Source organism: Streptomyces sp. NPDC060198, assembly GCF_042728415.1.
In the GTDB taxonomy this organism is placed as follows: Bacteria; Actinomycetota; Actinomycetes; order Streptomycetales; family Streptomycetaceae; genus Streptomyces.
Window position 1 is genome coordinate 12,572 of record NZ_JBHWZJ010000012.1, and the last position, 22,499, is coordinate 35,070.

A 22,499-nucleotide genomic window follows, 5' to 3' on the forward strand; every position below is an offset into this window, starting at 1 on the left:
CCCGTCAGCCGATGAACGTCAGGTGGCGGGCGATGTCCGCAGCCTGCTCGCCAGCCGTCTGCTTGGCCCCCTGGAGGGTCACGTGCGTCTGGCGCTGGTCGTAGGTGGTCGCCGGACCAGACCCACCCGCGGTGCCCCACCGGTTCGCCGGCCGCGCGTCGTAGCCGAGCGCACGGGCTGTCGTGGCGAGCAGTGCCCGGGACCGGGCCGACCCGTCGTGCGGAATCCACGACTCGGGCACCCCGGCCTCACCGCCGAGGACCAGCCCGGGACCGGACAGGATGCCGCCCCGGGCCATCGCGGTGACCCCGCCCTGTGCGGCGAACTGGCGGAGGAACTCGCCCTTGTTCGCTGCGGGCAGGCTGTTGATCTGCGCCATCATGCGCGGCACCAGGGCCCGGATGGTGGCCGTGTCCAGACCGGCCGCAATCAGGTCGGAGAATCCCCGCCCGGTCCCGCCCCGGAGCGTGGTCAGCAGCGTCAGGGCGTCCTCGAGGTCCTCGCCGGACAGCGTGCCGGTCGCCGCCTTCACTGCGGCCTGGGCCCGCGCCACGTCGGCCGCCGACCCGGTCACCGCCCCGCGCGCCAGGGCCTGCGCCGAGGCGTCGCCCTGCCCGGCGAGGGCTTGGGCCAGTTCACCGAATCCGCGCGCCGCCAGGGTCTGGAGGTCGGACGCGAACTGCTGTGCCTCCTTCGTGTTGGCGCCAAGCTGCGTCGTGAAGTCCGCCAACGTGGCCTTGGCCAGGTCGCCGGTCGCGGTCAGCTTCTTCACGATGTCGTTGAACTGCTTCGTGCTGGCACCGGCCAACGCGTTGACGAGGGCGTACCCGTCCTCGCCCATGCCCTCCAGCATGGCCTTCAGTTCGGCACCGCCCCGCTGCCCGATCTTCGTCAAGCTGGTCCGCCACCGTGTCGTGGCCGCGAGCGAGGCCGTCAGCTGCTTCTGGTATGCGGCCAGAGAGAATGAGGTGGGAACCTTCGCGCCCTTGCCGACCCCCAGCGCGGCGTCTGCCGCGTAGAGGTCCTTTCGCTCCTTCGCGACCTTGGCGTTCGACGCCTTCGCTGTGGACCGTGCCTTGGCCAGCTTGTCCTCGGCCGCGTCCAGTTGCTTCGCCGTGTGCTTGCCCTGTCGGACCTTCGCCAGATTCTTCTCGGCGTCCGTTACCGCGTTGGCGTTCTTCTTCGCCTCGGCCAGCGCCGTGTTGAGGTCGGCCCACGCCTGCCGGAGGTCCTCCACCTCCTTGTCGTAACGGCTCTTCGCGTCGCTCGGGCCGCCGAGCACGGCCTGACCGGTCGGGGTGTAGCTGAACCCGGCGAGACCGCCCGAGGCGAACCGGCCGGCGTTGAGCCGGTCGAACATGGCCACGCCGTACTTCTGGACCGAAGCGGCCTTGATGACGTACTCGCCATTGCTGATCAGCGCGGGAATGCTGTCCGACGTGCCGGTCCCCGGACCGAACACCTCCCCGCCCTGGGGGTAGTACTGCACCGCCCCGCCGCCAGCTCGGCGGACGATGCCGCCCTGGGCGCGGGCCTGGATCATGTCCGGCACCCCGTTGGCGTCGGAGTCGCTGGCCGTGGCCTTGAGGTAGACGCCGATGCCGACCGGCTTGCCCTGGATGCCGTTGATGGCACGCTGGATCGCCCCGACCGACGCGAGCGGCGGGCCCGTGGGCACGGACACCGTGACGGAGCCGTCCGGCATGTGCGTGACCGTGTACCCCAGCTGCCGCAGCACCTTCTCCGCTGGCGCGCTGATGGTGGACATCACGATCGGCTTGCCCTTGGTTTTCCGGATCTCCGCCTGGACGTGCTGGAGGTCCTTCACCGCGCTGGTCTTGTCGGTCTTGACGACCGTGGTGTGCGACACCGGCAGCTGGAGGTAGGACCGGGTCAGCTCGTCGATCGCGTCCTTGCCGAACCCAGCAGCCGACATCTGATCCCGCAGGAGTCCGATGTTCTTCTCCAGGGTGGCCTGGCCCTTTTCCTGGCTGCCGGTCTGCTCGGCCACAGACTGCGCGTACTCCATGGCGCTCTTCGCCGCGTCAAGGAACGCGCCCTTCACCGCGCGGCCCTTCTCCGTGGTGACGTCGAGGGAGCGCCCGTTCTCCTTCACCGCATCCGTCAGGTCGTGAAGCGACTGGCGGAAACTGATCTCCTGCTCGGCCGTCGAAATGGCCATCCCGTTGAGGCTCTTGAGCGCGTCCGTCAGCTTCTCGGCCTCGGTGCGCTCGTCCGCCATCTCGTCGGCGGTCATCGAGGCCGCGTCGCCCAGACCAGCCTGCGAGTCCGCCGCCAGCTTCTGCTGGGTGTCGAGCCCGGACAGGGCATCGGAGTACTGGGGCAGCAGGGTGCGGAGCTTCTCCGTGCTGGTGCCCTGCGACTCGGCTTCCTTCGCCATCCGCTGGAACGCGGTCGCGGCGATGTCGGGCGACCCGCCCTGGACCAACTGAGCCAGCGCATCGTCCAGCGACTTTACGTTCTCGCGGCTTTTCTCCAACTCGTAGGAGTCCCCGCCGAGGTGGGTGATCGTGTACAGGGAGTCGCCGACCTTGTCGAGGACGCCGGCGTGCGCGATGCGGGCAACGGAGAAGCCGAACTTGTCCAGGTCGTCGCCGAAAGTCCGCGTCAGTTCCCCGCTGGCCTTGCCTTGAAGGGCAAGGTTGACCAGCGAGTTCGTCAGCTTGGTGACGTTCGGGGGCGCCTCGTCGAAGGCTCGCACCATGGCCCTGACGCCGTATGAGACCGCCGCCATACCGCCGATGACCAGGGTGAGGCGGCCCAGGGACATCATCGCGGCCCGGACCGTCTGCGCGGTCACGCCCATGGTCACCAGGGCCGCCCGGGTCGCAGCGATCCGGGGCAGCATCAGCAGCATGGCGCCGCCGACCAAAGTAGCCGCACCGCCGATGCCGAGGAACCCGGTCACCGCGTGCTGGAGCTCGGGCGGCAGGCCGGTGTACGCGTTGACCAGCCCGGTGACCATCTGCGTCATGCTGCGCAGGCTGTCGTTCGCGGCGGACCCGCCCTCGATGAGCGCGACCTCCAGGGCGCCCTTCAGCCGTTCGACGTCGCCGATGAGGTTGTCGGTCTGAACGGCAGCCATCCGCTGGGCGGCACCGGAGTCGTCCACGCTCTTGACGTACTTGTCGATGCCCTCGGAACCCAGCTCGTACATGATCGTCGCGGAGCGCACGGCGTCCGAACCGAAAATCGTCGCCATCGCGCTGTTGCGCGCCTCCGGCGTGAGCTTGCTGAAGCTCGTCTTCATCCGCCCGGCCAGCTCGGACAGCCCGACAAACTCGCCGGACGCGTCGTAGGCGGAAAACCCGATGGCATCCATCGCGGACTGGGCTTCCTTCGACTGCGGGACGAGTCGCTGCAACATCGTCTTGAGCGACGTCCCGGCGTCGGAGCCGATCAGCGCGTGGTCGGCGAACGCGGCCAGAGTGCCGACGGTGTCCTCGATGGACAGGCCGGTCTGGTGCGCGAGGAGACCGCCCATGCGCATCGCCATGCCGAGCCCGTGAACGTCCGCGGCCGTCTTGTTCGCGCCAGCGGCCAGGAGGTCGGCGATGTGCGTGACGTCCCGGCCCTCCAAGCCGAAGGTGTTCATCGCCTGCGCCGCCGTCACCGCCGCTTCGGAAACCTCGACCTGCCCGGACGCGGCGAGTGCCAGCGCGCCCTTGAGCGCACCGCCGGTGATGTTGGCGACGGACACGCCGGCACGGGCGAGCTCCGCCTCGGCGTCTGCCGCCTCGGTCGCGGTGAAGCTCGTGGTCTTGCCCGCGTCGAGGGCGGCAGCCCTGAGCTGCTTCATCTCGGCGGTGGTCGCCCCGGACACGGCCCGGACCCCGGACAACGCCTTGTCGAATTTCGCGGCGCTCGCGGCGGCCACCGCGAACGCGGCGACCATGCCCGCACCGAGGGCCGCCCCTGCGTTGCCCAGGGCGGCGGTCCGGGTGCTGGCCTGCTGCATGCCCCGGGTGTACTGGCTGATGTCGGCGCGGAGCCGGACGGTGACGGTGCGGACGGCCACGACGGCGTCACCTCCTCTTCGTGCGGTGCTCCAGGTGGACGTGAAGCCCGTCGGTGCTGCCCTTGCCGTCTTGGTGCGCGCGGACGGCCTTAGCCGAGGTCGCACAGGCGTGGCACATGATCAGTTCGGCGCGGTACTCGAACTCGTTGGCTTGGTCAGTCGCTTCGGACCAGGGCTGCCCGCAGTCCGGGCAGGTGTCCGCCTCGACCTCGGCCAGGGCGAGGGCCCACGCCCGGTCCTCCTCGGTCCACAGCGGCTCGTCGGGAGCCACGACGCGGCCGAGGAAAACCGAGCGTGGCGTGGACCACGCCCGTGCGGTTTCTACTTCCCGCCGCCAGCGAGCCCCGCCAGGAGAGCGGAGGCGGCCAGCGAAAAAGGGACGAGGCCGCTCGCGTTGTGGACGTCCCAGGCGGTGTCGAACAGCCGCTTGATGTCGCCCTGGCTGATGACCTCGAACAGCGCCTTCACGTCGTCCTCGGTCATCACCGGGTCCACGGCGGAGGCGGCGATCAGAGCCCGGGGGAACGTCACCGAGTCGAACCCCTCGGCAGGGTCCTTCGACGGGTGGGCGGCCAGCAGGCTGGAGTACGCCTCATCGCCGACGTACCGGAACCGGAACACCGCCTCGGACGCCCGCGCCCGCTTGCGGAGCTTCGCGATCTGCTCGCTGATCTTCCGGGCCGGGGAGACCTCCGTCAGGTCGGAGGGCGTCCAGTCCTCGGACACCGTGAGCAGCTCGGCCTCCAGGCGCTCGATCTCCCCGGCGACCTGGCCGTCGAGGAGGATCGTCGTGCTGCCCTCGCGCGGCTTCGCCTTGGCGAGCAGGGCCTTGATGTCGGGCATCAGGCCACCACAGCGTCGGTCGCGGGCTGGGTGGTCACCTTCATGGGGCTGACGAACTTGGCCACCTCATTCGCCGCCGGGGCGGAGTTGGCCCGCTCGCCGCAGACCATCGGGTAGACCTCGACGTCCTGGCCAGCCGCCCACGCAGTCTCGAAATCGATCCCACGACGGACGACGAGGTAGCCGTTGGTGCCGTACTTCAGGGTCTTGTACGGCGCGTCGTCGGCCGGCGTCGTGCCGCGCTTGAAGGTCAGCTCCGCGTCGTAACCGACCCGGCCGACCGTCTTCGTGTCGTAGCGGGAGGCCAGAGAGTTGGTGTCGACGTCGGCCGTGGTCGGGTCAACCTTGAGCCCGTCCGGGGTGATGCGCGCGGTGTAGTCCGCAGCTGCGGTCAGCTCCGCGACCGTCGGAGCGTTGATGTTCGCGATGCTCGCGGCCCAGACCACGCGGGTCTTGCCGTCGCTGATCAGGTCAGCCATGGGGCCCTCCTTGGGGCATAGAAAAGGCCCCTGTCGGGGCGGGGCGAGAGAGGCAGAGGTGCTGTCAGATGCGCAGGCAGGCGACCGTCACCGACGTCGTGGAGGAGTAGCCCACGGCGCAGTTCCCGGACGTCGGATCGGCGAACAGCTCGGACGGGATCGGTCCGATGAGCTTCTCGCCGGTGGTCGCGGGGACGGTGACGGCGAGGTCGGCCGCGAGCTGGCCGCGCACGCGCGCGGTCGAGGTCAGGGTGACGGTGACCGGGGAGGCCGCCGTGTTCTTCACGTGCAGGAAGACGCGCTCGCCGCAGGGCACCGTGGTGGACGCGGCGGCGGCGCTGTAGGTCGGGGTGAGTCCGGCCAGGCTCACGGCCTGGGGGGTGAGGAGGGGCATCGCGGTCTCCGCTCAGGAAGGGATGGACTGGATCAGGTACTGCACCGGGACGAACCACAGGGGCGGGGTGACGTCGTCGTCCCGGGCGACGGGCGGGCCGCCCTGGTCCTCGGGGCGCCACGCGCGGCGTCCGGCGACCGTCAGCGGCCCGGAGAGTGCCATGCGGACCCGGTCGGCGACCCAGAGAGCGCGCTCCATCGAGCCGCCCACACAGGTCACCTGAACCATGCCGGTGAAGTCGGTGCGGTTGTCGGCGAGGCTTGACCGGACCGCCCGGCCCGGCTCCGGGTAAAGCACCGCGAACTTGTCCGGCGGGGACCAAGTGCCGCCGGGCGTCCCGCCGAGGTACACGGTCAGCCCGGCGTCCACCAGCGCGGCCTGGACGGCGTCGACATGGGGCAGGACGGCCGGTGTCGTCATCTCACCACCACGTCAATCCGCGCTGCTGGATCAGCGCCATCTGTGCCTCGAACGCGGGGATCTCGGTCGCCAGTGCCCGGCCGCCGTCGTTGTGCGGGCCGTTCTTCACGCTGCCGTACTCCAGCAGGTTGCCGAGGGCGCCCTGCGGCATGCGCTTGTCCGGGCCGATGGTGGCGAGCAGCTGGTCGGGGCCGAAGGCGAGCAGATCGAACCCGATGGCCCTCGGGTAGGCCGGCGCGTGCTTCGGCGCGGAGGCGCGCGCGTTCTTCGCCCAGTCCCTTTTGATGTTCAGGGCACCGCGCATCATCACCGCCCGGGTGTCCCGGCGGGCCTGCGGCACCACACGGGCCAGGTGACGCGACAGGCTCCGGATCTCGCTGGTGTCGAAGTCGAAGGCGTTCCGGCCCGTCACGACCGGTCCTCCGTACTCAGCCGCCAGGCGGTGGCCTGCGACCCGTACTGTGCCCCGGTGACCCAGAGCACCAGGCCGGTCATGCGCGGGTCCTCGGCGGCCAGGACGGCGACCCGGGACCCGGGGAGCACCCGCACCCCGGATGGGAGCGGAGTGGACCAGGGCAGGGACACCTCGATCTCCCGGAGCATCACCTCGCGCTCGCCCGCCTGCGCGTCCTCCCCGGACGCTTGGGCCACCGGCTTCACCCGTGCCTGGCCTTCGTACAGCACCGTCTGCGCGCCCGGTACGGTCTCCCCGGTCTCCCGGTCGAACACGTCGTCGCCCTGGGTGTAGAGGCGCACCCGGTCGAGCATCCGCGCCTCGGCAGCAGACCGGCCGCGGGCCAGTGCGTCCGCAAGGCTCACGGGGCCACCGCCCCGGGCACGATGGAGAACGCGCCGCCCCCGCTGTGCGCCGGCCGCAGCTCCTCGATCTCCGACGGCGTCAGGTAGATCTCGCCGGAGCTGCGAGACGAGTCGATCGTGTACGAGTAGTCGTCGATCGTCTCCTGCCGCTTTCCATCCGGGTTCCGCAGGACTCGCAGCACCATCGCGCATGCCACCTTGGTCGAGACGACCGTCGGCGCCGTCCCGTACCGGGGGAACCGGTCCAGGATGACGGCGGTGGCGTCACCGATGAGTACGGGGGCCTGGCGCTCCTCGGTGGGAGTCAGGTCCCGGCCGAGCCGGTCCGCCAGATCCTCCGGAGTCGCCAGGGCCATCCCTACTCCTTCGCGCCGCTGTCGCCCTTGGCGGGCGCCTTGGCCTCGGCGATGCCTTCGTCCTCGGGCAGGGCACGCAGCCGCTTGACCACGGCCGCGTCCGAGGTCTCGAAGGTGCCGCCCGCGAACTGGGCCCACACTCCGGTCTCGTCCTGGAGGGTCAGCCCGGGGTACGTCTTGCTGGTGAACGTCGCCATGACGCTCCTCCTTAGGTGAGGTCCTTGATGAGCCCGTGGTACGTCTCGGGGCCGTACTCCAGGCCGACCTCGCCGTACAGCTGCCACGACTCCTTCGCCCCGGTCTTCGCCAGCTGCTCGGCGAACAGGAGCCCCTTCCCGGGGATCTCCAGCCACACCGGGGCGCACACGGAGAGGTCGACGACGGCGATCTGCCCGGTCGGCATCCACCGGTCGAGCATCACGCCGAACGTCCCGAAGTCGGTGACCAGCGTGTCGACGGCGACGCCACCGATGTTGCGGGTCATGGTCGGCTGGTTGAGGGAGCCGGTTCCGTAGAGGTTCGAGAGGGCGACCTTCTGCGCCGGGCCGACCATGAACACGGTGCTGTCCTGCGGGAGCTTGGCCCCGTTGCCGAACATGCTGGACAGCTGCGCGTCCACGATCGCCTTGCTGATCGCGCGCCCCGTGCCGCCGTTGGCGTTCACGTTGGTCGTGATCGCCGTCAGCAGCCCCCTCGTCTTGCGGGCGGTCGCGTTGTTCGCCGGCTTCGCGTAGGTGCCGGTCAGGAACGACATCTCGACGTCGACCGCCATCGACTCCAGCTCGGTGGTGATCTGCATGGTCAGCTCGTCGTTGACCGGGTTGTCGTCCGCACCGATGTTGATCCCGGAGTACATGCCGGTCGCGGCCTGCCGGGTGTACGACACCTCGATCGCCGAGTGGTGGATCTCCACCACGTTGGACACGTTCGACCGGGACCGGGCGACCGCGGTGGGCGCGTTCGCTCCCTCGACGACCGCGTTGCCGGCGGTCGACGTGCGCCGGTCGACGGTCTGCCACTCGAACTCGACCGACTTGGTCCGCTTCCCGCCGGACAGGCCGCCGATCGCGGACAGGAACGGCGTCTCGGTCGGGGTGACCGTGTAGAGCTGGCCGTGGTAGTTCGGCAGGTTGAAGGTCGTGCCCTGCCCGGAAACTGCACCCATGGGGTTGTCCTCTCAAAAGGGTGAGGGCCCGGCCTGGTGGCCTGCTGCCCTACTTCGTCTTGGTGATCTCGCGGAGCTGGAGCGTCTTGAGCGCCATCGCCCGCCGGGTGTCGCCCGCCTTCTCCGCCTCGGCAACCTGCGCGTCGAGCGTCGGCGTCCCACCAGGACGGGCGCCCTGCGACGGGTCCGGCGCGGGGAGACGCGGCCCGCTGCTGCCGACCGCCCAGTGCGGCTTGCGCTCCAGCAGCCCGTCCAGGGCCGCCTTGATGGCCTCGCCGTCCACGGCACCGTCCTCGGTGAGGAACTCGCCGTTGGCGAGGGCGTCCACCGCGTCCTGCGGGTCCTGGAACCGGCCCGCCGCAAGGGCCTGGACCGACGCGGACACCGCGAGCCGGGTGGCCTGTTCGGCGCGCGTCTCCGCCGCCTTCAGCGCGTCGGCCTGCCGCTCCGCCTCGGTCTTGTCGCGGTCCTCGAACTCCCGCAGCCGCGCGGCCTGCTCGGCGCGTTCCTTCTCCGCCGCCTTCGCGCGGGCCTTCCACTCGGCCAGGGCCTTCTCGCCAGCCGGGCCGAGAGGGGCGTCATCCGTGGACGGTTCGCCCGCCGGTTCCGTCGTCGGTTCGGCCGGCGTCGGGTTCGGCGGGTCGCCCGCCGGTTCCGTCGTCGGCTTGGCAGGTGTGGGTGTGCTCATCAGGTGCTCCCGTTGCAGGAGGTGGTGACCGTCGGCGTTGCGCCGGGGTCAGGTCAGGTAGCCGTACCGCCGCAGCATCTGCACCGCGTCGTCGCGGCTCGTGGCGGTGCGGAAGATCTCTTCGGGCATCAGGCGCGCGGACCTGATGCGGAACGCCCGGTCGACGTCTGGGGTGATCTCCCCGGCGTTGAGTGCCCGGCGGCGTTCGACGTGCCAGTACCGGGAGCCGCGCCGGAGCCCGACCCTGGTGGTCGTCCCCGCGGCGTTCATCCCGCGCCGCGCGTTGACGACCTGGCCCATGTCGGCGCCTTCACGGATCGCGCGGGCCCCGGCTTCGCCGAAGACGCGCCGCTGCTCGGCCGCCGGGAGGCTGTTGAAGTACGCCCGGGGGTCGAGGAACCCCGGTGCCCCGGTGCCCGGCCGGGTGGTCGGGGTGAAGCTGTCCGCGCCCTGGCGGCCCCGCTGGTTGCGGGCGATCAGCGTGGTCGGCAGGTGGATGCAGTCGCACTTCGGATGCCGCTGGAAGCCGGTGTTCCAGCCGAACTCCTTGCCCGCGAGGATCACGCACCGGGCGCACGCCGGAGGCTGCACGACCCGCACGTAGCCCTGGATTGTTCTGCGCCCGGCCATGCCCGTAGCGACCGCACCCCGCCCGGCGTCCGCGACCTGGGTGCTCGTGATCCGGAGCGCCGAGGCCAACGAGCCCCGGGCGGCCTCTTGCGGAGACTGCCCGGCCAGCAGACGGACTTTCCAGTCGATGACCGGCTGGTACAGCAGGGACAGCAGCGGGCGCCCGTCCGACGCGATCCCGGCGAGCGACGACGCCCGGACCGCACCGGCTGCCGCGGTCTCAGCTCCCTCGGCTGCCTGGACCGCGTCGAGGTAGGCGTCGGCCAGCAGCGCCGCCGTGGTCTGCTCGACGGTCACGGCCCGCTCCAGCGCCGGGGCCAGCGCCGTCCAGGAACCGGTGATGTCCCCGCGGTCGATCTGCCGCCACAGAGCCTGCACCCGGTTCGTGGCCCGGCGTACCGCACGCTGCTGGGCCCGATACTGGTCCATGGCGATGTCCCGGACCTCGGTGGTCACCACCGGCTACTCCAGGACCGTGGGGTCGTCCGCCGGCGGCTTCGGCCCGTACTCGGCGGCCAGGTCGCCGCCGAGTGCCCGGTCGAGCGCGTCCTGGTCCATCTGCCGCATCCGCTGCCGCTGCACCGCGGTGTACCCGAGGTCCTCGCGGGACTGCTCGACCGGCAGGATGCCGGCCTGCCTCAACTTCACGACGGCGTCCGCCTTCTGCGCGTAGGTCGGAGTCGCTGGGTCTCGCCAGAGGGTCTCCAGGCGTTGCGCCTTCGGGTCCCAGTCGCCGTCGCGGATTCGCAGCACCAGCCGGTTCATCTGCTCATAGGAGCCGCCGTACGGGCGGTGGCGCCGCTCGGCCCGCTTGATCAGGCGGGTCTCAGCGGACCGGATCGCATCCGCCGACGGTGGATTGTTCGTGTCGAGGCCCATGTAGTTCGGGGGCAGCCCGGCAAGTGACGCGACCAGCCTGGCCAGGAGCTCGGCCGTGCTGTGGAAGTTCGACAGCTGGGCTTCCGGGAACTGGATGACGTCCGCGCCGTCGCCGTCCACCCCAGTCTTCCGGTTCCGCACCGTGGCCCAGATACGGCCGGCCAGCCGCGACCAGGCCGAGACTGGGTTGCCGTCCGCGTCGGTGAAGTCGCTCTCGTCGAACCCGAAAGCAACCCGGCGCGGCATCGCGTGGTACTCCGCCGACACCATCATGTCCGTAGCGATCTTGCAGGCCGCGTCGGACAGCGGGATGACGTCGGCCAGCTCGGACACGCCACCCGGGCTCATCAGCCGCGGGCGGTTCACCTGCGCGACCACCGGGGGGACCTCCAGGCCGTGCGCGTCCCGGTTGGTCTCTCGCCATCCGTTCGCGGTGGTCTGCTCGAACCAGTGCGTGACTCCCGGAAGGTACAGCGCCGCGTACCGGTCGGTGATCGCGTCGGTGATCGGGTCCTGTTCGTGCCAGCGTTTCAGGCCAGCCCGGACCGCCCGGGTGCGCGGGTCCCAGTCCACCTGCATTTGCAACGGGGACTCCACGGTGACCAGCGGGTGGGCCGGGTCCTTCTCATTCGTCCCGACGACCATGAACGACCGCCGCATCACGAGGGCGTCCACGATGCCCTGCTGGGACTGCTCGTCCATCCCGTTGGCCTGCCAGGTGTCCCACAGGTCCTCAGCCGCCGACTCGTCGTCGGCGTACCGGAAGCCCTCGACGTCGAGGCGTTCCTCCAGCGCGTCGACCACCAGCCTCGGCCAGTTGATGACGACCTGGCGGAGCTGCTCGCCCAGTTCCTCCAGCAGCTCCGGGTGGAGGTAGGCGAGCGGCTGCTGACCCTCGTAGTACCGGTTCAGCTCCTCAAGGCCGGGCTTCTGCGCCTCGTGCACCCGGGCCAGGTAGGCCACCCACTCGTCAGGGGTGCGGTCCGACGGCTTCACCTGCTCACCTCCGCCCCATCACGATCATGCGCCCGCTCTTCTTGGGCTTGGCTTGGCCTGCCGCGATGGCGTCCGACGCCGCCTCGTGGGCGAGCACGGAGCACACGGTCAGGTCGATCTTTTGCTGCACGCTGGCCTTGCGAAGTACGTACCGGTTCGACGGCCGCGCGGCCTTCCTCGCGTTGCGGACGTGCGTGGACGTCGTCTCGCACCCGTCGTGCCGAAAGCTGGTCTCCGCCTTGAGCACGTCCGTCAGCAGGGACTCGCACGCCGCGTGCATCTGCACCACCCGCGTCGTATGCCACTCCGTCACCCGCTTCTCCCCGAAAGCCGCCTGCCACGCGGCCACCTCCGACGTCCAGTACGGCGGGTCGCAGTACGCCCGCACCACGTCGAACCGGTCGAACATCTCCCGGAACGCGGTGTCGACCTCCAGGCGGGGCACCTGCCCCTCCCAGTCCGCCGGATTCCACACCGTCGCCAGCCGGTCCGGCCCGTACACCGGGGTGAACTGGTAGCCGTCCAGCGTCTCCGCTCGGATGCCCGTCCAGTCGTCCACGTCCGACCCGTCGAACCCGAGGACGATCCGCGTGCCGTCCGGGACCGCCTGGATGTCCTTGCGGGCGTCCCACCGGTCCTGCTGAATCCAGGCACCCATACCGGCGACGATGCGGTTGCCGAAGAAGCGCTCGGCCTCGGCCGGTTCCTTCTCCAGCAACTCGGCCGCCTCGCCCTCGATGGAGTCGAGGTCGATGTGGGTGGACCCCTCGTAGACGTGCGCGTGGATGCGCCGGCGCTCGGCCTTGTTCGTGTACGACAGGCCTTTCGGCGGCAGCCGGTGGAGGCGGTAGACGTCCTTCGTCTTCGTCTCCGCCGTCTTCTGGGCCACGCTGTTCTCCGACGGGTCCCACCCGTTGGTGGTCTCCATCGACCGCCCTGACATGCCCGCGAGGCCGCGCCGCTGGGTGGTTGCCACCCGCGTCATCTTGTTCGTGTCGGTCCAGATCCCCGTCTCGTCCTGCGGAGCGAACGTGATCGGGTTCCCGAGGCGGGACTGCGCGCTGCTGGTGACGACGTCGATCCGCCCGTCGTTCGGCAGGCGGATGAACTGCTCGCCGACCTTCATCAGTTCGCCCAGCGGGCCGTTCCGGATCATCGCCTGAAGGGGCCGGTAGACGTTGTCGGTCTGGTCCTCGGACGTCGCCGTGATCTGGATCAGAGGCCGGTTCCACGGGCGGCCCATCGGCTCGCCAGGCTCGTACTCGTACACCCAGCCGCACCCGCACCGGTGATCTGAGCACCGGTACCGCTCACCACCGGACGCGAACCCGGCGAAGAGCACCGGCCCGGCCCCCTCGGCGGCCGTGATCCCCGCCGTCCAAGGCCCCTTGCCGCTCTTCTGCGGAGCCACGATCTGCGAGCGCCGGTAGAAGAACGCCGTGGCCAACTGCCCGACCTTCGCCGTCGGCTTGACCCGGTAGTGGTTGACGGTTGCTCGCAGCTGCCAGTCGTACATCTCGAACGGCTGCGGTTCGCTGACCAGCCCGCCGACCGACTCCAGCCAGCAGTGCCGAGCAATCCAGTCCGGGACGATGAAGAGCGTGGGGAAGTCGGTAGGCCACGTCCCGTCGTCAGCCGCTACCACCAGGCACCATGTCCAAGTCGATGTCCTCGTCGAAAAGCGCTGCGGAGATCCCGAGCGTGGCCAGGAACTCACCCAACGCCAGCGCGCCCTCCAGCGCTTCGTCGCAGGACAAACCCAGGTTGCCGATCAGGAGAACGTCGCCGGGCTTGACCAGGACTACACGCTTCTCGCTGCGGGCCATCACGCACCTCCAGCCACAGCACGCAGTCGGGCGCGCGCCGAGTTCGGGGCGGGTTGCACCGGCCCCGCCGGCCGCTCCTCTGTCTCTTCGGCCCGGTCGATCCGCCACCGGTTCGCGCGCATCCCCGGGGTGGTCAGCCCGAGCGAGTCGGACATCTGCCGAACCAGCGTGCCGACGGCCACGGACGCCTCGGCGGACTCGGCCTCGGCCAGCCGCCGGACGTACAGGGCCACTTCGATGTCCTGGCCGTACCGTTCCCACATCAGGGCCTGCGGCATCTGCCACAGGCGTTCCCAGAGCACGTCTTCTCGGTCGGTCTGGTCCGTCAACGGCCAGTCGGGCGTTGCGCCCTGGCGGCCCTCGGCGGGCAGGATCGACCATTCGCCGGCGTCCCGCTCCCGGCGCAGGGCGTCAGGGTCGGGGGCGGGACCGGACCGTGCTCGTGCACCACCCTTTGCCATGTTGATCACTCCTGTTGGTCGCGTTGCGCGACGAGAGCGCCATCACGTTGCGTGACAGCGGAGCATGATCATCGGGGTTCTGAACCTGGCAGACCTGCCAGACACCTCCCCGGCGGTCCTTCTGATGATCTTGATTGGGGTCCCTCCCCAGGGGTGATCATGAGGTGGGATCACTCTGCGTAACCATCGGATGATCAGGCCCCGGCCGGCGGGGTCCAGCCGAGCGCCACCAGGACCTCGCGAGCGCCGGCGCCCAGGGTCACCTCGGCCTCGATGGAGCCGACCGTGCTCACGTCGATGAGCTGGAGGTCGACCTCCAGTTGCGGCATGGTGCCGGCCAGGCCCAGCGTCAGGGTGCAGCCGCGGGCACCCCTCGACAGGTCGTGTCCATCGATCTTGAGGCTGTGCGTGAAGCCCTTGCTGCCGATCTCCACCTGATGCGTGCTCACTGTGCGGCCCACCCTCCTGGTTGGTGCTGTGCCGTCTCGCTGCTGTGGCACGGCTGGCACAGCCCGCGGCCCCGCTTCGGGTCATCAGGGTCGAGGCCTTGGCGGACCAGGTCGCGCCGGTCGAATGGCCAGTGGTCGGCGTGAACGGACGGCTGCCCGCACGGACTGCCGTGCCCGTGCGTTCGCTCGGTGCACACACACTGCGGGTCCCGGGCCAGGACGGCGGCACGGAAGCGCCGCTCGTGCCGAGCGCCGTAGCCGCGCTGTCGTGCGCTGCCTCGTCGCTGCTCGGCCTCGCGCCGATGGTCGTCGCACCGGCCGCCCTGGTCGGTGTACTGGGGGCACCCAGGGGTGGAGCACACCCGCCAGGTAGAACGTCTGGCCACGTGATGCACCTCCGTCGCCGTAGCGTGTCCCCCTACCGAGGGGGTTGTTGTGGCTGCTGGTCGTGCTGATGGTGCGGTGGGTGTCTTCGTGGTGGGTCTGGTCGTGTTCATGGGTGGGGTGATGACCGGGTTCACGGTGTGGCCGCTCGTGATCGGCGGCCTGCTGATGTTCGGGGCCGTGGCTGCGACGGTGCGGACCCGGAGGACTGGTCCAGCACCGGAGGTCACGTTGCGCCCCGGCGGGGACAAGCGCCCGTGGCACCGCAAGCACTGACGCGTGGAAGGCCCGGCCGCAACGGGGGGATGCGACCGGGCCGGTTCGTGGGGGAACGCGAAAGGCCCGCCGAGTGGGCGGGCCTGAGCTTGGACATGCGGGTCCGGAGTCATTGTGACACCCGGTCATTGATCTTTCAAGCGGCTTGGCGTGCGGCGAGGATCTGCTCGACCTCGTCCAGGTCGACGAGCGCACGGCCGCGGTAGTCGTGGCCGTGGCGGGTCAGCTTGCCGCGCTGAATCCACTTCCGCATCGTGGCGGGCTTGACGCCCATGCCGAGCTGGGCTGCTGCGGTGTCGACGAGTCTGCTCACGAGTCCAGGATGCCAGTGGTGGGCGGAAGCGTGGGCAGGTTAGCCGGCGGCGGGCCTTGTGCGTCGAGCACCTTCTCTATGTGCTCCTGAAGCTCGGGACCCGCGTAGAACCACTCGCGCTGTCCGGGCACGAGGAGCGACCGGAACTGCCGGTGCAGCTCGGCCTCCTTCGCGTGGCTCCCTGGCTCGATGGCCAGGATCTCCTCTGGCAGCAGGGCGGCCATGCGTGCTTGCAGATTGATCGTGGTTCCGATCTTCACCATGGCGCCGCGCCGCACGTAGTAGATCGAACCGTTTGGGTTTTCGCGGGCCGATTTTCGGCGGGGTGCGGGCACCTGATTGCTGAGCCGTTCGTGGCGGGCCCTGCCGAGGCGGATGGCCATGCGGACCGTGTCGTCGTCGGGGGCGGCAAGGTTCCTGAGCTCCCCGCCGATGCGCCCGAGTTCGAGGAGAATCTCGGTGAGCGCAGGGTCGTGGGGGTCGATGAGGGCTCCTGCCAAGGCGAGTTGCTCCGCCAGCGGGGCAGCTTGCGTATCGGGCCCCCAGAGGTGGCCACGATGCTCCTCGTACACATCGACTCCTATTCAGCATGCCTACCACCCGAGTCCAGGCGGTCACTGTCGCACGTGCTTCTGACAGTTGAGGGGCCGAGGAGGAGCACGTGCTTCGTACCTCCTACGGGCTGCATGGCGTCCAGCTACGTTGCGTCCATGAAGATCGCTCTGTTCGTCATTGGAATACTGGCCGCCTTCGCCACAGGTGTCGGGGGCGTTCTGGCACTCATCTCGCTTGCGAAGCAGGCGAACGAGGCCGATCGCCCCTCCACGGTTGAGGACGTTGCGCAGATACGGAAGGTGGTCCTGGGGGTGGACGCCAAGGTGAAGTGGGTGGCGTGGCTGACCCTGCTCAACGCCTTCCTCAGTCTCATCCTGGCCTTCTCCGTACTCCAGAGCTGACTCGTACACACCGGTGCCCCACCGTCGGGGGATTGTGGCGGTGGGGCACCGGTGTGGATCGGGCGGCCGTCAGGCGGCGTGGATGTCCTGGCGGGCCGGGGTGACGGTGATGTGCGCCCCGTTCGCGTGCCGTTGCACGGTGACCGTGTCGCCGCCGTTGTTGTCGTTGTTGTTGGCGGGCTGACCTGCGACAACAACGTTCGTCAGGGGGCCCTTCTGGGCGGGGAGGGGGGCGGGGATGCTGCCGCCGCGGACGCCGGTGGAGGAGCCGCGCCCGCGCATCCTCACCGCCTCGACCGGTACGCCCGCCTTTCCGAGGGCCTCGCGGACGAGCTCGGGGGTGGTGTCGAGCGCCTCGGCGAGGGCGGTGATGTGGGCATGCGGAGTACCGATGCGGGCGAGGGTCTCGTGAAGGTCGCTGAGGGTCGGTCCGGCGGGCGCCGGGGGCGCCTCGGGGAGCGGTGTCTCCTCCGGCGAGTCGTCGTCCTCGGTCGGCTCCTCAGCCGGGGCCGCCGACTCGGGCCTCTCCTTCGGTGCCCACTCGGGGTGGCCGATCCGGTACGCGGCAACGATCCAGACTGCGGCGGCCGGCCAGAGGAGCCAGCGGGCGGAGGGCGACTGGACAGCGTGGCCGAGGGCGACGAGGACCCCGCCGCCGACCTTCCGGAGGATCAACGCGCCGCCGACGAGCAGAGCAACACGGAACGCCCAGTTGAGCCCTTCGGCCTCTCCGAGCCAGTCACCGATGTTGCCCTTCCATGCCCGGCCCTTGCGGAGGAGGCGCTCGGCGAGCTGCCGGGCACACACGAGGCAGATCCTGCTGGAGCCGATCGCGATTCGTTCGGCGGCGGCGCGGAGCCACTGGGCGGTGGTCTGGTCCTCGCTCACAGCATGCTCCCGAGGTCGCCGTGGATGAGGCCGTCGAGGGCCCAGGCCCCGAGGTCGTTGGCCCCGGGGACGACAAGATTGCCGACCATGGCGAACACGCCGGTGCCGATGCCGATGAGGACGCCGACGACCACGCCCTTCTTCCACTTGCCCGTGGTGGCCTTGCCGAACTTCTTGCGGAGCAGCCACAGGACGATGACGAGCGCGGTGACGACGAGGGCGCCGTACCCGTCGAGGCTGGGTGCGCTGCCGGTGGCAACGGTGGGTGCGCTCTGGCCGGTCATCCACGACATGACGGTTCCGCCCACGGTGTTGCCGCCCCAGCGGAGGAACCCGGCGCCGTAGCCGAGGAGCCCGGCGGGGCAGGCGACCGCAAGGGTGCCGAAGGCGACGCCGAACCAGAACGGGATCAGGGCCCGCGGGTCCTTCGCCTTGCCTCCCCCCTCGACCGGGGCGCCACCCTTCTTGCCCCCTCCCCCGGCGGTGGCGCCGCGCCACCACGTGACGTGCTCGACGGCGAGGAGTGCGAGGCCGACGGCGAGGCCGGCAGAGGTGATGGTGGCCGAGGTGGCGCCGCTGAGTCCGGCGGCGAGGGTGACGCTCATGGGCGAACTCCGGTGATGAGGTAGGTGATCGTGGTGACGGGGAGGGCGATACCGGGGCCGAGGATCGTGGTCCAGAGGGCGGTCCGGGCCGCGAACGCCCGGATCTTCGGGGCCCACAGATCCGGGTCGGCGTGGGCGGCGCGGATGCGGTGCGCGTTGTCGGCGACGGCTGCGACACCGAACGGCACTGCGGCGATGACCCAGGCGCCTGCGAGGGCGTCGGCGTCGCGGACGGCCTGGAGGACGTCGGACCAGAGGCCGGTCGTGGGGAACGAGCAGAGGATGCAGGCGGCGTTGTAGCCGAGGCGGAGCCGCCTCCACCACGGCGGCCCGGGGGCGGGCTCGGGTTGTGCGGGGAGCCAGGCGGACGGGTCGATGTGGATGGTGATGTCGATCGGCGGCGGTACGGCGACGGGCGCCGGCGGCGGGGGGCGCCTCCACCACTCGCCTCCGGGGGCCGGGATCGGAGGGAAGACCGGCGGCGCGGGGGGCGGGGGCGGCGGGATGCTGCCTCCGGGGAGCGGGGCCCCAGCCGGGATGATCCGGCTCGGGGTGATGGGTTCGGGCATGTGGGTCCTCAGCGGAGGAGTGCCGCGGTGAGCGCGGCGGCGGTGAGCAGCAGGGCGAGGGTGGCGCGGAAGCGGGGCGTCTCGCCGGAGAGGAGCACGACGAACGCGACCACAGAGCTGACGGCGGCGACCGGGAAGAACAGGGCCAGGGCAGTCACAGGAAGCCGCCCTCCATGTGGTCGTCGCCCTGGGGCTGCTCGGACTTCTTGGCCTCGCGGGACAGGACCGTGCGGACGTAGGCCCGGTCGGTGCTGATCTGGTTGATGCGCTGGACGCGGTCGACGATGTCGGCGTGCGTGAACCCGGGGCCGAGGGCGGCAACTGCGGCCATGATCGCCTCGGCCTTGGTGAGGGCGGGCACGGGCGTGACCTGCGGCGCATCACCCGTATCAGCGTCCGCATCATCGCCCGCGTCATCCGCATCATCGCGGTCGACGGTGATGCGCTCCGGCTGGTCGTGGAGGACCAGGGCGACCTGGACCGCGTCCACGATCACCCCGTAGGTGACGAGGAGCGCGGCCAGTTCACCCGGGGGCATATCAGGCTGCGCATCATGTGCGACACGGATCGCGTCAGCCGGGTTCATCGAGGAGAAGCGGGGCCGCAGCGCCTCGGTCGCCGAGTGCCGGACAGGCAGCGCCGGGGGCTCAGGCTCGCTCATGATGTGCGCGATGGCCCGCTTGCGGACGGTCTTCCCAGCGAGGTGGGGTGCCAGGGCCCAGGCCCAGCCGCCGAACGCGGGGAGCCTGTACGGCTGCTCGGCGCCCCGTTCGGCTCGTGCGGCTGCCCGCGGCCCGGCCCAGGACAGCTCGGAGAGCAGCAGCAGGCCGATGGTCGGGATGGCGAAGAGCAGCGCCGCCGGGACGCCACCGTCGATCAGGTCAGCGTGGAACCGGTTGAGGTAGACCGACACCCCGGCCATGCCGAACGCGGTGAGCCGGGCGCCGAACGCGGACCGGCCGGCGGCGGACGCCTCGGACGCGAGGTGCAGCGCGACGTAGGCGATCCCGTCGAAGACGGCGAAGACAGCGACCGCGATCGGCTTGGGTGCGTCGTAGTGGCGGGCCACCGCGTACAGCGACCAGCCGGTCGTGGCGAGCGCGGCCAGGGAGACGACCGCCTTGGCGAGGCGCGGCCCGGCGCCCGGAGCGGGGCGCCTCATCGGCCGGCCTCCTTGTCGAGGGAGGCAACCAGGGTGCGGAGGCGGTCTTCCAGGGCGACGGCGGCACGCACCATTGCGTTGTGGTCGTGGATGTTCGCGGTGGCCTGCATGGCGAGCGTGTCGCGGGCGAGTTCCAGGGCCATATCGAGCGACGGGACCCAGGTGTCGCCGTCGGTCGCCGGGTCGAACAGTGGGTGGTAGGCGTCGCTCATCGCAGCCCCCTGACGATGCTGTGGAGGCGCAGGGCGTAGGCGTCGGGGGTTTCCCCGGGGTGGATGCTCGGGAGGGCGCGGGCGGCGGTCTCGCAGACCTGGGTGGCGACGACGTCGGGCAGGCCGTGGGTGATGACGAGGGCGGCGCCGTAGAGGCACGCGTCGACCGCGTCCAGGGTGACCGGGGCGAGCGGGTCCTCGGAGAGGAGCGCCGAGGCAACCGCGGTGAGGATCTGCTGGGGGCGGGACGGTGTGGTGAGGAGCTGGTGCAGCTCGGTGTCGATGCTCACCGGGCACCGCCGGTGGGGCGGGTGCTGCGGGTGACGCCGGCCTCGGTGGCGCAGACGGTGGTGGTACGGCCGTCGCGCTTGGTGATGGTGCCGACGGCGAGAATGCGCCGGTCGGGCGGGGTGCTGCTCTGTGCAGCGGGCATGGCACGATGAGCCATAGCCGTCTCCTTGGTCGTATCAAGGTGGGCGGTAGGAGCCGGCCGCGTTTGCGCGCGTCCGGTGTCCCGGGTAGCAGCCCCTCGGCTTGGCGGTGGAGTCGCCTTTGCCGGGGGGTCTACTTGTTGCTCGGGTGTTCTGTTGTTGAGTCCGTGGGCAGTGGAGTCGCCCCGTACTCGCGGATGGATCTGCGTACTGCGCTTACGTCGATGCCGACGGCTCGCGCCACGGCGCTCTTCGTTCCGAGTTCCGCCACCCCGTCTTGCAGGGCTGCGGCCCGTCTCCGGGCGCTGGCGGACATCTCTTCCAGCAGGTCGCGGTGTCGCTGTTGCTCGACCTCGAACCGTTCGCGCCAAGTGGAGTTCGGCACGAGCAACACTCTATAGGACACCAGTGTCCCAGGGCAAGCGCTATGCGGCATTCGAGGCCGCCGCGTCCTCGTCGATGAACGCCTTCAGCCCGACCCACGTGGCCGGCGGGTAGGTGCACCCGCACCAGTCGCACGTCACCACCCGCTCGCCCTGGCCCAGCCGGAGCACCGCCCCGCACACCGTCCCGTCCTCGTGCTGCGCCGGGCAGCGGCCGATGCGCGTCCCCCGCTCGCTGGCAGAGCTGGGGCTGATGACCGACCGGACGTCACGGGCCAGGTCGCGAATCTCCGCCGCGAACACCCCAGCCTGCGGCCAGGACATGGCGATCCACGGCATGTGCCCGATCAGCTCGGCGGCGGCGCGCTGCACCCGCCCGGTGGCGGACCCGGTACGGACCCGGGGCGGACGGGCACGCTCCTCGCGGACCGCGTCGACCCAGGACTCCAGCGGGGCGAGCATCCCATCGGTGAGGCGGAGGTCGAGAACGTCCTCGCGGACCGGCAGCGGCGCCCACACCGGCTTCGGGCCGCGGACACCGAGCGCGCTTCCCCCGGAGGGGGCGAGGACGTCCTCCAGCGCGGTGTACAGCTCGGGCAGGCACTGGAGCCGCACCAGGGTCGCGCGGGCGCACACGGGGCAGAGCTGGCCGCCCTGGGCGTCGCGGTCGGTGCAGTGGAGGCAGAGGATGACGGTCACGGCGGGCTCCATGGGCGTGCGGTGGGACTCGGGTGGTGGTGCCGGCCGGGACGACGGCGGTGGTCGTCCCGGCCGGCGGGTGGTGGTGGGTCAGGTGGTGGGCGGCTGCGGTGCGTCGAGCGCGGCCCGGAGGTAGTGGGAGCAGCAGGTGCCGATCGGCCCCCAGTCGAGGAGGCGGCGCACCCGGGCGAGCGTGGACTCGGTAGTCCGTGCCCGGTCGATCTCGGCGGCAGTGTTGGCGGTCTCCTGCTCGTGCGCCGCACGGTGCTCGACGGCCCCCGCCTCCAGCTCGGTGATGCGCGCCCGGAGTGAGGCGGTGAAGCGTTGCTCCTGCCCCATCCACCCCATGTAGGCGTCGCGGTCGCCGCAGAGGCGTTCGATGCCCTCCCCGCGCGCCTCGGCGCGGAGGCGGGCGGACGTCCAGGCGGTGCGGTACCGGTCGCGCTCGGCCTCAGCGGCCCAGGCGGCGCGCACCGCACCTACGTAGGCGCGCTTGTTGCTCTCGCAGACCGCCTCCAACGTGTCGATCCGGTCGTACAGCGCGTCGAGTTGGTCGCTGGTGAGGTCGTCGAGCGGGATGCGGTCGGGCCCCGAGCTCGCGGTGGCCTCGGGTTGCTGCGTCTCGTCGGCCAGGCGGCGGGTCGGGTGCCAGTGCGACGTGTCGGCGTCTCCAGGGAGGCGTGGAGCGGTGTCGCACTCTCCCGAACGGGCGTGGAGCCAGCTCGGCGAGCACTCCGTCCATCCGGCCTCTCGGAGCACGGCGCCCCAGTCGGTGGGCGCGGGCAGGACGGCGAGGACCGCGTCGGCGCGGCTGTACGCGTTGGCGCGCACGGTCGCCAGGATGCCGCTGTGCTCAGGAGCCTTGCCGCGATACGCCCAAGCGACGAGCGCCTGGGCGATCCGGTCGCGGAGCCCAGTGTCCGGCACGGTCTCGTTCCAGCCGATGGGCTGGTCGTCGGCCGGCTGCTCGTCGACGGCCTGGACGAGCGCACGGGCGGCCAGGGCGAGCTGCTCGCGCGAGTACTCCTGCTCGGCGTCCGCGTGCGGGTCCTCAACCCGGGCGTAGTGGGTGGCGCTGATGACGCGCAGCGCGGCCTTGATGACGTTGTCGTACTCGTGGTCAGTGGTCATCGGGGTGTCTCCCTGGTGGTGTGGCGGGATGTGGGTGGGCGGCCGG

At 70.8% G+C, this 22,499-nt stretch carries 33 protein-coding genes; 2 read left to right on the forward strand and 31 right to left on the reverse strand.

Features of this window, described 5'->3' with window-relative positions; genetic code table 11:
- Nucleotides 1-4 precede the first annotated feature (4 nt).
- The 18 genes from ACFWEP_RS03470 to ACFWEP_RS03555 all read right to left on the reverse strand — a co-directional run bounded on the left by ACFWEP_RS03470 (nt 5) and on the right by ACFWEP_RS03555 (nt 14,444).
- Nucleotides 5-4,039 carry a phage tail tape measure protein gene (locus tag ACFWEP_RS03470; protein WP_387364845.1) on the reverse strand — a complete coding sequence of 1,345 codons (4,035 nt, stop codon included), beginning with the start codon at nt 4,037-4,039 and terminating at the stop codon, nt 5-7.
- A 7-nt stretch (nt 4,040-4,046) separates the two neighbouring features.
- Nucleotides 4,047-4,310, reverse strand: a complete 264-nt coding sequence (locus ACFWEP_RS03475) for a hypothetical protein (RefSeq protein WP_387364848.1) — start codon at nt 4,308-4,310, stop codon at nt 4,047-4,049.
- Between the two features lie 50 nt (nt 4,311-4,360).
- Entirely contained in the window at nt 4,361-4,882 is a 522-nt protein-coding gene (locus ACFWEP_RS03480) for a hypothetical protein (RefSeq protein ID WP_387364851.1), read from the reverse strand.
- The gene (locus ACFWEP_RS03485) at nt 4,882-5,361 is read right to left on the reverse strand and encodes a hypothetical protein (RefSeq protein ID WP_387364853.1); all 480 of its coding nucleotides are present in this window, start codon (nt 5,359-5,361) and stop codon (nt 4,882-4,884) included. Before ACFWEP_RS03485 ends, ACFWEP_RS03480 begins: the two co-directional genes overlap by 1 nt.
- A 64-nt stretch (nt 5,362-5,425) precedes the next feature.
- A complete protein-coding gene (locus ACFWEP_RS03490; protein WP_387364856.1) occupies nt 5,426-5,755 on the reverse strand; it encodes a hypothetical protein in 330 nt (109 codons plus the stop codon).
- Nucleotides 5,756-5,767: 12 nt separating this feature from the next.
- The gene (locus ACFWEP_RS03495; protein WP_387364859.1) at nt 5,768-6,175 is read right to left on the reverse strand and encodes a hypothetical protein; all 408 of its coding nucleotides are present in this window, start codon (nt 6,173-6,175) and stop codon (nt 5,768-5,770) included.
- A 1-nt stretch (nt 6,176) separates the two neighbouring features.
- Nucleotides 6,177-6,587: a hypothetical protein gene (locus ACFWEP_RS03500; RefSeq protein WP_387364862.1), complete on the reverse strand. Its 411-nt coding sequence runs from the start codon at nt 6,585-6,587 to the stop codon at nt 6,177-6,179.
- On the reverse strand, nt 6,584-6,994 hold the full coding sequence (locus ACFWEP_RS03505; RefSeq protein ID WP_387364865.1) for a DUF6093 family protein: 411 nt from the start codon (nt 6,992-6,994) through the stop codon (nt 6,584-6,586). Before ACFWEP_RS03505 ends, ACFWEP_RS03500 begins: the two co-directional genes overlap by 4 nt.
- Nucleotides 6,991-7,350: a hypothetical protein gene (locus ACFWEP_RS03510; protein ID WP_387364868.1), complete on the reverse strand. Its 360-nt coding sequence runs from the start codon at nt 7,348-7,350 to the stop codon at nt 6,991-6,993. Before ACFWEP_RS03510 ends, ACFWEP_RS03505 begins: the two co-directional genes overlap by 4 nt.
- A 2-nt stretch (nt 7,351-7,352) precedes the next feature.
- Nucleotides 7,353-7,547 (reverse strand): hypothetical protein, encoded by a 195-nt coding sequence (locus ACFWEP_RS03515; protein ID WP_387364871.1) that lies wholly within the window; start codon nt 7,545-7,547, stop codon nt 7,353-7,355.
- Between the two features lie 11 nt (nt 7,548-7,558).
- Nucleotides 7,559-8,515, reverse strand: coding sequence for a DUF5309 family protein (locus ACFWEP_RS03520; protein ID WP_387364874.1), 957 nt, complete (start codon nt 8,513-8,515; stop codon nt 7,559-7,561).
- 49 nt (nt 8,516-8,564) lie between these two features.
- A complete protein-coding gene (locus ACFWEP_RS03525; RefSeq protein ID WP_387364877.1) occupies nt 8,565-9,203 on the reverse strand; it encodes a hypothetical protein in 639 nt (212 codons plus the stop codon).
- 48 nt (nt 9,204-9,251) lie between these two features.
- Nucleotides 9,252-10,292 carry a hypothetical protein gene (locus ACFWEP_RS03530; RefSeq protein WP_387364880.1) on the reverse strand — a complete coding sequence of 347 codons (1,041 nt, stop codon included), beginning with the start codon at nt 10,290-10,292 and terminating at the stop codon, nt 9,252-9,254.
- 3 nt (nt 10,293-10,295) lie between these two features.
- Nucleotides 10,296-11,708, reverse strand: coding sequence for a phage portal protein (locus tag ACFWEP_RS03535; protein ID WP_387364883.1), 1,413 nt, complete (start codon nt 11,706-11,708; stop codon nt 10,296-10,298).
- Nucleotides 11,709-11,712: 4 nt separating this feature from the next.
- Nucleotides 11,713-13,353 carry a hypothetical protein gene (locus tag ACFWEP_RS03540; protein WP_387364886.1) on the reverse strand — a complete coding sequence of 547 codons (1,641 nt, stop codon included), beginning with the start codon at nt 13,351-13,353 and terminating at the stop codon, nt 11,713-11,715.
- On the reverse strand, nt 13,340-13,534 hold the full coding sequence (locus ACFWEP_RS03545) for a hypothetical protein (protein ID WP_387364889.1): 195 nt from the start codon (nt 13,532-13,534) through the stop codon (nt 13,340-13,342). The genes ACFWEP_RS03540 and ACFWEP_RS03545 overlap by 14 nt, the downstream gene beginning before the upstream one ends.
- Nucleotides 13,534-13,995 carry a hypothetical protein gene (locus ACFWEP_RS03550; protein ID WP_387364892.1) on the reverse strand — a complete coding sequence of 154 codons (462 nt, stop codon included), beginning with the start codon at nt 13,993-13,995 and terminating at the stop codon, nt 13,534-13,536. The genes ACFWEP_RS03545 and ACFWEP_RS03550 overlap by 1 nt, the downstream gene beginning before the upstream one ends.
- A 194-nt stretch (nt 13,996-14,189) precedes the next feature.
- A complete protein-coding gene (locus ACFWEP_RS03555; protein WP_387364895.1) occupies nt 14,190-14,444 on the reverse strand; it encodes a hypothetical protein in 255 nt (84 codons plus the stop codon).
- A 435-nt stretch (nt 14,445-14,879) separates the two neighbouring features.
- Here ACFWEP_RS03555 and ACFWEP_RS03560 point away from each other — a divergent pair, with 435 nt between their 5' ends.
- The gene (locus tag ACFWEP_RS03560; RefSeq protein ID WP_387364898.1) at nt 14,880-15,104 is read left to right on the forward strand and encodes a hypothetical protein; all 225 of its coding nucleotides are present in this window, start codon (nt 14,880-14,882) and stop codon (nt 15,102-15,104) included.
- A 136-nt stretch (nt 15,105-15,240) separates the two neighbouring features.
- Here ACFWEP_RS03560 and ACFWEP_RS03565 read toward each other — a convergent pair whose 3' ends face one another.
- Nucleotides 15,241-15,417 carry a hypothetical protein gene (locus ACFWEP_RS03565; protein ID WP_387364901.1) on the reverse strand — a complete coding sequence of 59 codons (177 nt, stop codon included), beginning with the start codon at nt 15,415-15,417 and terminating at the stop codon, nt 15,241-15,243.
- Complete coding sequence (locus ACFWEP_RS03570; RefSeq protein ID WP_387364904.1) at nt 15,414-15,989, reverse strand: GIY-YIG nuclease family protein; 576 nt, start codon at nt 15,987-15,989, stop codon at nt 15,414-15,416. The genes ACFWEP_RS03565 and ACFWEP_RS03570 overlap by 4 nt, the downstream gene beginning before the upstream one ends.
- A 138-nt stretch (nt 15,990-16,127) precedes the next feature.
- Here ACFWEP_RS03570 and ACFWEP_RS03575 point away from each other — a divergent pair, with 138 nt between their 5' ends.
- Complete coding sequence (locus tag ACFWEP_RS03575) at nt 16,128-16,373, forward strand: hypothetical protein (RefSeq protein WP_387364907.1); 246 nt, start codon at nt 16,128-16,130, stop codon at nt 16,371-16,373.
- A 69-nt stretch (nt 16,374-16,442) separates the two neighbouring features.
- On the opposite strand, the gene ACFWEP_RS03580 is transcribed toward ACFWEP_RS03575, so the two are convergent.
- The 11 genes from ACFWEP_RS03580 to ACFWEP_RS03630 all read right to left on the reverse strand — a co-directional run bounded on the left by ACFWEP_RS03580 (nt 16,443) and on the right by ACFWEP_RS03630 (nt 22,453).
- Nucleotides 16,443-17,261 (reverse strand): hypothetical protein, encoded by an 819-nt coding sequence (locus tag ACFWEP_RS03580; RefSeq protein WP_387364910.1) that lies wholly within the window; start codon nt 17,259-17,261, stop codon nt 16,443-16,445.
- Nucleotides 17,258-17,866, reverse strand: coding sequence for a hypothetical protein (locus tag ACFWEP_RS03585; RefSeq protein ID WP_387364913.1), 609 nt, complete (start codon nt 17,864-17,866; stop codon nt 17,258-17,260). Before ACFWEP_RS03585 ends, ACFWEP_RS03580 begins: the two co-directional genes overlap by 4 nt.
- The gene (locus ACFWEP_RS03590) at nt 17,863-18,435 is read right to left on the reverse strand and encodes a hypothetical protein (protein ID WP_387364916.1); all 573 of its coding nucleotides are present in this window, start codon (nt 18,433-18,435) and stop codon (nt 17,863-17,865) included. Before ACFWEP_RS03590 ends, ACFWEP_RS03585 begins: the two co-directional genes overlap by 4 nt.
- Nucleotides 18,436-18,443: 8 nt before the next feature.
- Nucleotides 18,444-18,593, reverse strand: a complete 150-nt coding sequence (locus ACFWEP_RS03595; RefSeq protein WP_387364919.1) for a hypothetical protein — start codon at nt 18,591-18,593, stop codon at nt 18,444-18,446.
- Nucleotides 18,590-19,597, reverse strand: coding sequence for a hypothetical protein (locus tag ACFWEP_RS03600; protein WP_387364922.1), 1,008 nt, complete (start codon nt 19,595-19,597; stop codon nt 18,590-18,592). Before ACFWEP_RS03600 ends, ACFWEP_RS03595 begins: the two co-directional genes overlap by 4 nt.
- Complete coding sequence (locus tag ACFWEP_RS03605) at nt 19,594-19,809, reverse strand: hypothetical protein (protein ID WP_387364924.1); 216 nt, start codon at nt 19,807-19,809, stop codon at nt 19,594-19,596. The genes ACFWEP_RS03600 and ACFWEP_RS03605 overlap by 4 nt, the downstream gene beginning before the upstream one ends.
- Complete coding sequence (locus ACFWEP_RS03610; protein ID WP_387364927.1) at nt 19,806-20,099, reverse strand: hypothetical protein; 294 nt, start codon at nt 20,097-20,099, stop codon at nt 19,806-19,808. The genes ACFWEP_RS03605 and ACFWEP_RS03610 overlap by 4 nt, the downstream gene beginning before the upstream one ends.
- A complete protein-coding gene (locus ACFWEP_RS03615; RefSeq protein ID WP_387364930.1) occupies nt 20,096-20,257 on the reverse strand; it encodes a hypothetical protein in 162 nt (53 codons plus the stop codon). The genes ACFWEP_RS03610 and ACFWEP_RS03615 overlap by 4 nt, the downstream gene beginning before the upstream one ends.
- Before the next feature lie 116 nt (nt 20,258-20,373).
- Nucleotides 20,374-20,625: a hypothetical protein gene (locus ACFWEP_RS03620; protein ID WP_387364933.1), complete on the reverse strand. Its 252-nt coding sequence runs from the start codon at nt 20,623-20,625 to the stop codon at nt 20,374-20,376.
- Nucleotides 20,626-20,665: 40 nt separating this feature from the next.
- Complete coding sequence (locus tag ACFWEP_RS03625; RefSeq protein ID WP_387364936.1) at nt 20,666-21,322, reverse strand: hypothetical protein; 657 nt, start codon at nt 21,320-21,322, stop codon at nt 20,666-20,668.
- Between the two features lie 90 nt (nt 21,323-21,412).
- Nucleotides 21,413-22,453, reverse strand: coding sequence for a hypothetical protein (locus ACFWEP_RS03630; protein ID WP_387364939.1), 1,041 nt, complete (start codon nt 22,451-22,453; stop codon nt 21,413-21,415).
- Nucleotides 22,454-22,499 lie beyond the last annotated feature (46 nt).

Bases quoted from the DNA above. Each gene is read 5' to 3' on its own strand.
- ACFWEP_RS03480 (WP_387364851.1), bottom strand. From the start codon at position 4,882: ATGCCCGACATCAAGGCCCTGCTCGCCAAGGCGAAGCCGCGCGAGGGC.
- ACFWEP_RS03485 (WP_387364853.1), bottom strand. From the start codon at position 5,361: ATGGCTGACCTGATCAGCGACGGCAAGACCCGCGTGGTCTGGGCCGCG.
- ACFWEP_RS03490 (WP_387364856.1), bottom strand. From the start codon at position 5,755: ATGCCCCTCCTCACCCCCCAGGCCGTGAGCCTGGCCGGACTCACCCCG.
- ACFWEP_RS03495 (WP_387364859.1), bottom strand. From the start codon at position 6,175: ATGACGACACCGGCCGTCCTGCCCCATGTCGACGCCGTCCAGGCCGCG.
- ACFWEP_RS03510 (WP_387364868.1), bottom strand. From the start codon at position 7,350: ATGGCCCTGGCGACTCCGGAGGATCTGGCGGACCGGCTCGGCCGGGAC.
- ACFWEP_RS03515 (WP_387364871.1), bottom strand. From the start codon at position 7,547: ATGGCGACGTTCACCAGCAAGACGTACCCCGGGCTGACCCTCCAGGAC.
- ACFWEP_RS03520 (WP_387364874.1), bottom strand. From the start codon at position 8,515: ATGGGTGCAGTTTCCGGGCAGGGCACGACCTTCAACCTGCCGAACTAC.
- ACFWEP_RS03525 (WP_387364877.1), bottom strand. From the start codon at position 9,203: ATGAGCACACCCACACCTGCCAAGCCGACGACGGAACCGGCGGGCGAC.
- ACFWEP_RS03545 (WP_387364889.1), bottom strand. From the start codon at position 13,534: ATGGCCCGCAGCGAGAAGCGTGTAGTCCTGGTCAAGCCCGGCGACGTT.
- ACFWEP_RS03550 (WP_387364892.1), bottom strand. From the start codon at position 13,995: ATGGCAAAGGGTGGTGCACGAGCACGGTCCGGTCCCGCCCCCGACCCT.
- ACFWEP_RS03575 (WP_387364907.1), top strand. From the start codon at position 16,128: ATGAAGATCGCTCTGTTCGTCATTGGAATACTGGCCGCCTTCGCCACA.
- ACFWEP_RS03585 (WP_387364913.1), bottom strand. From the start codon at position 17,866: ATGAGCGTCACCCTCGCCGCCGGACTCAGCGGCGCCACCTCGGCCACC.
- ACFWEP_RS03590 (WP_387364916.1), bottom strand. From the start codon at position 18,435: ATGCCCGAACCCATCACCCCGAGCCGGATCATCCCGGCTGGGGCCCCG.
- ACFWEP_RS03600 (WP_387364922.1), bottom strand. From the start codon at position 19,597: ATGAGGCGCCCCGCTCCGGGCGCCGGGCCGCGCCTCGCCAAGGCGGTC.
- ACFWEP_RS03605 (WP_387364924.1), bottom strand. From the start codon at position 19,809: ATGAGCGACGCCTACCACCCACTGTTCGACCCGGCGACCGACGGCGAC.
- ACFWEP_RS03615 (WP_387364930.1), bottom strand. From the start codon at position 20,257: ATGGCTCATCGTGCCATGCCCGCTGCACAGAGCAGCACCCCGCCCGAC.
- ACFWEP_RS03630 (WP_387364939.1), bottom strand. From the start codon at position 22,453: ATGACCACTGACCACGAGTACGACAACGTCATCAAGGCCGCGCTGCGC.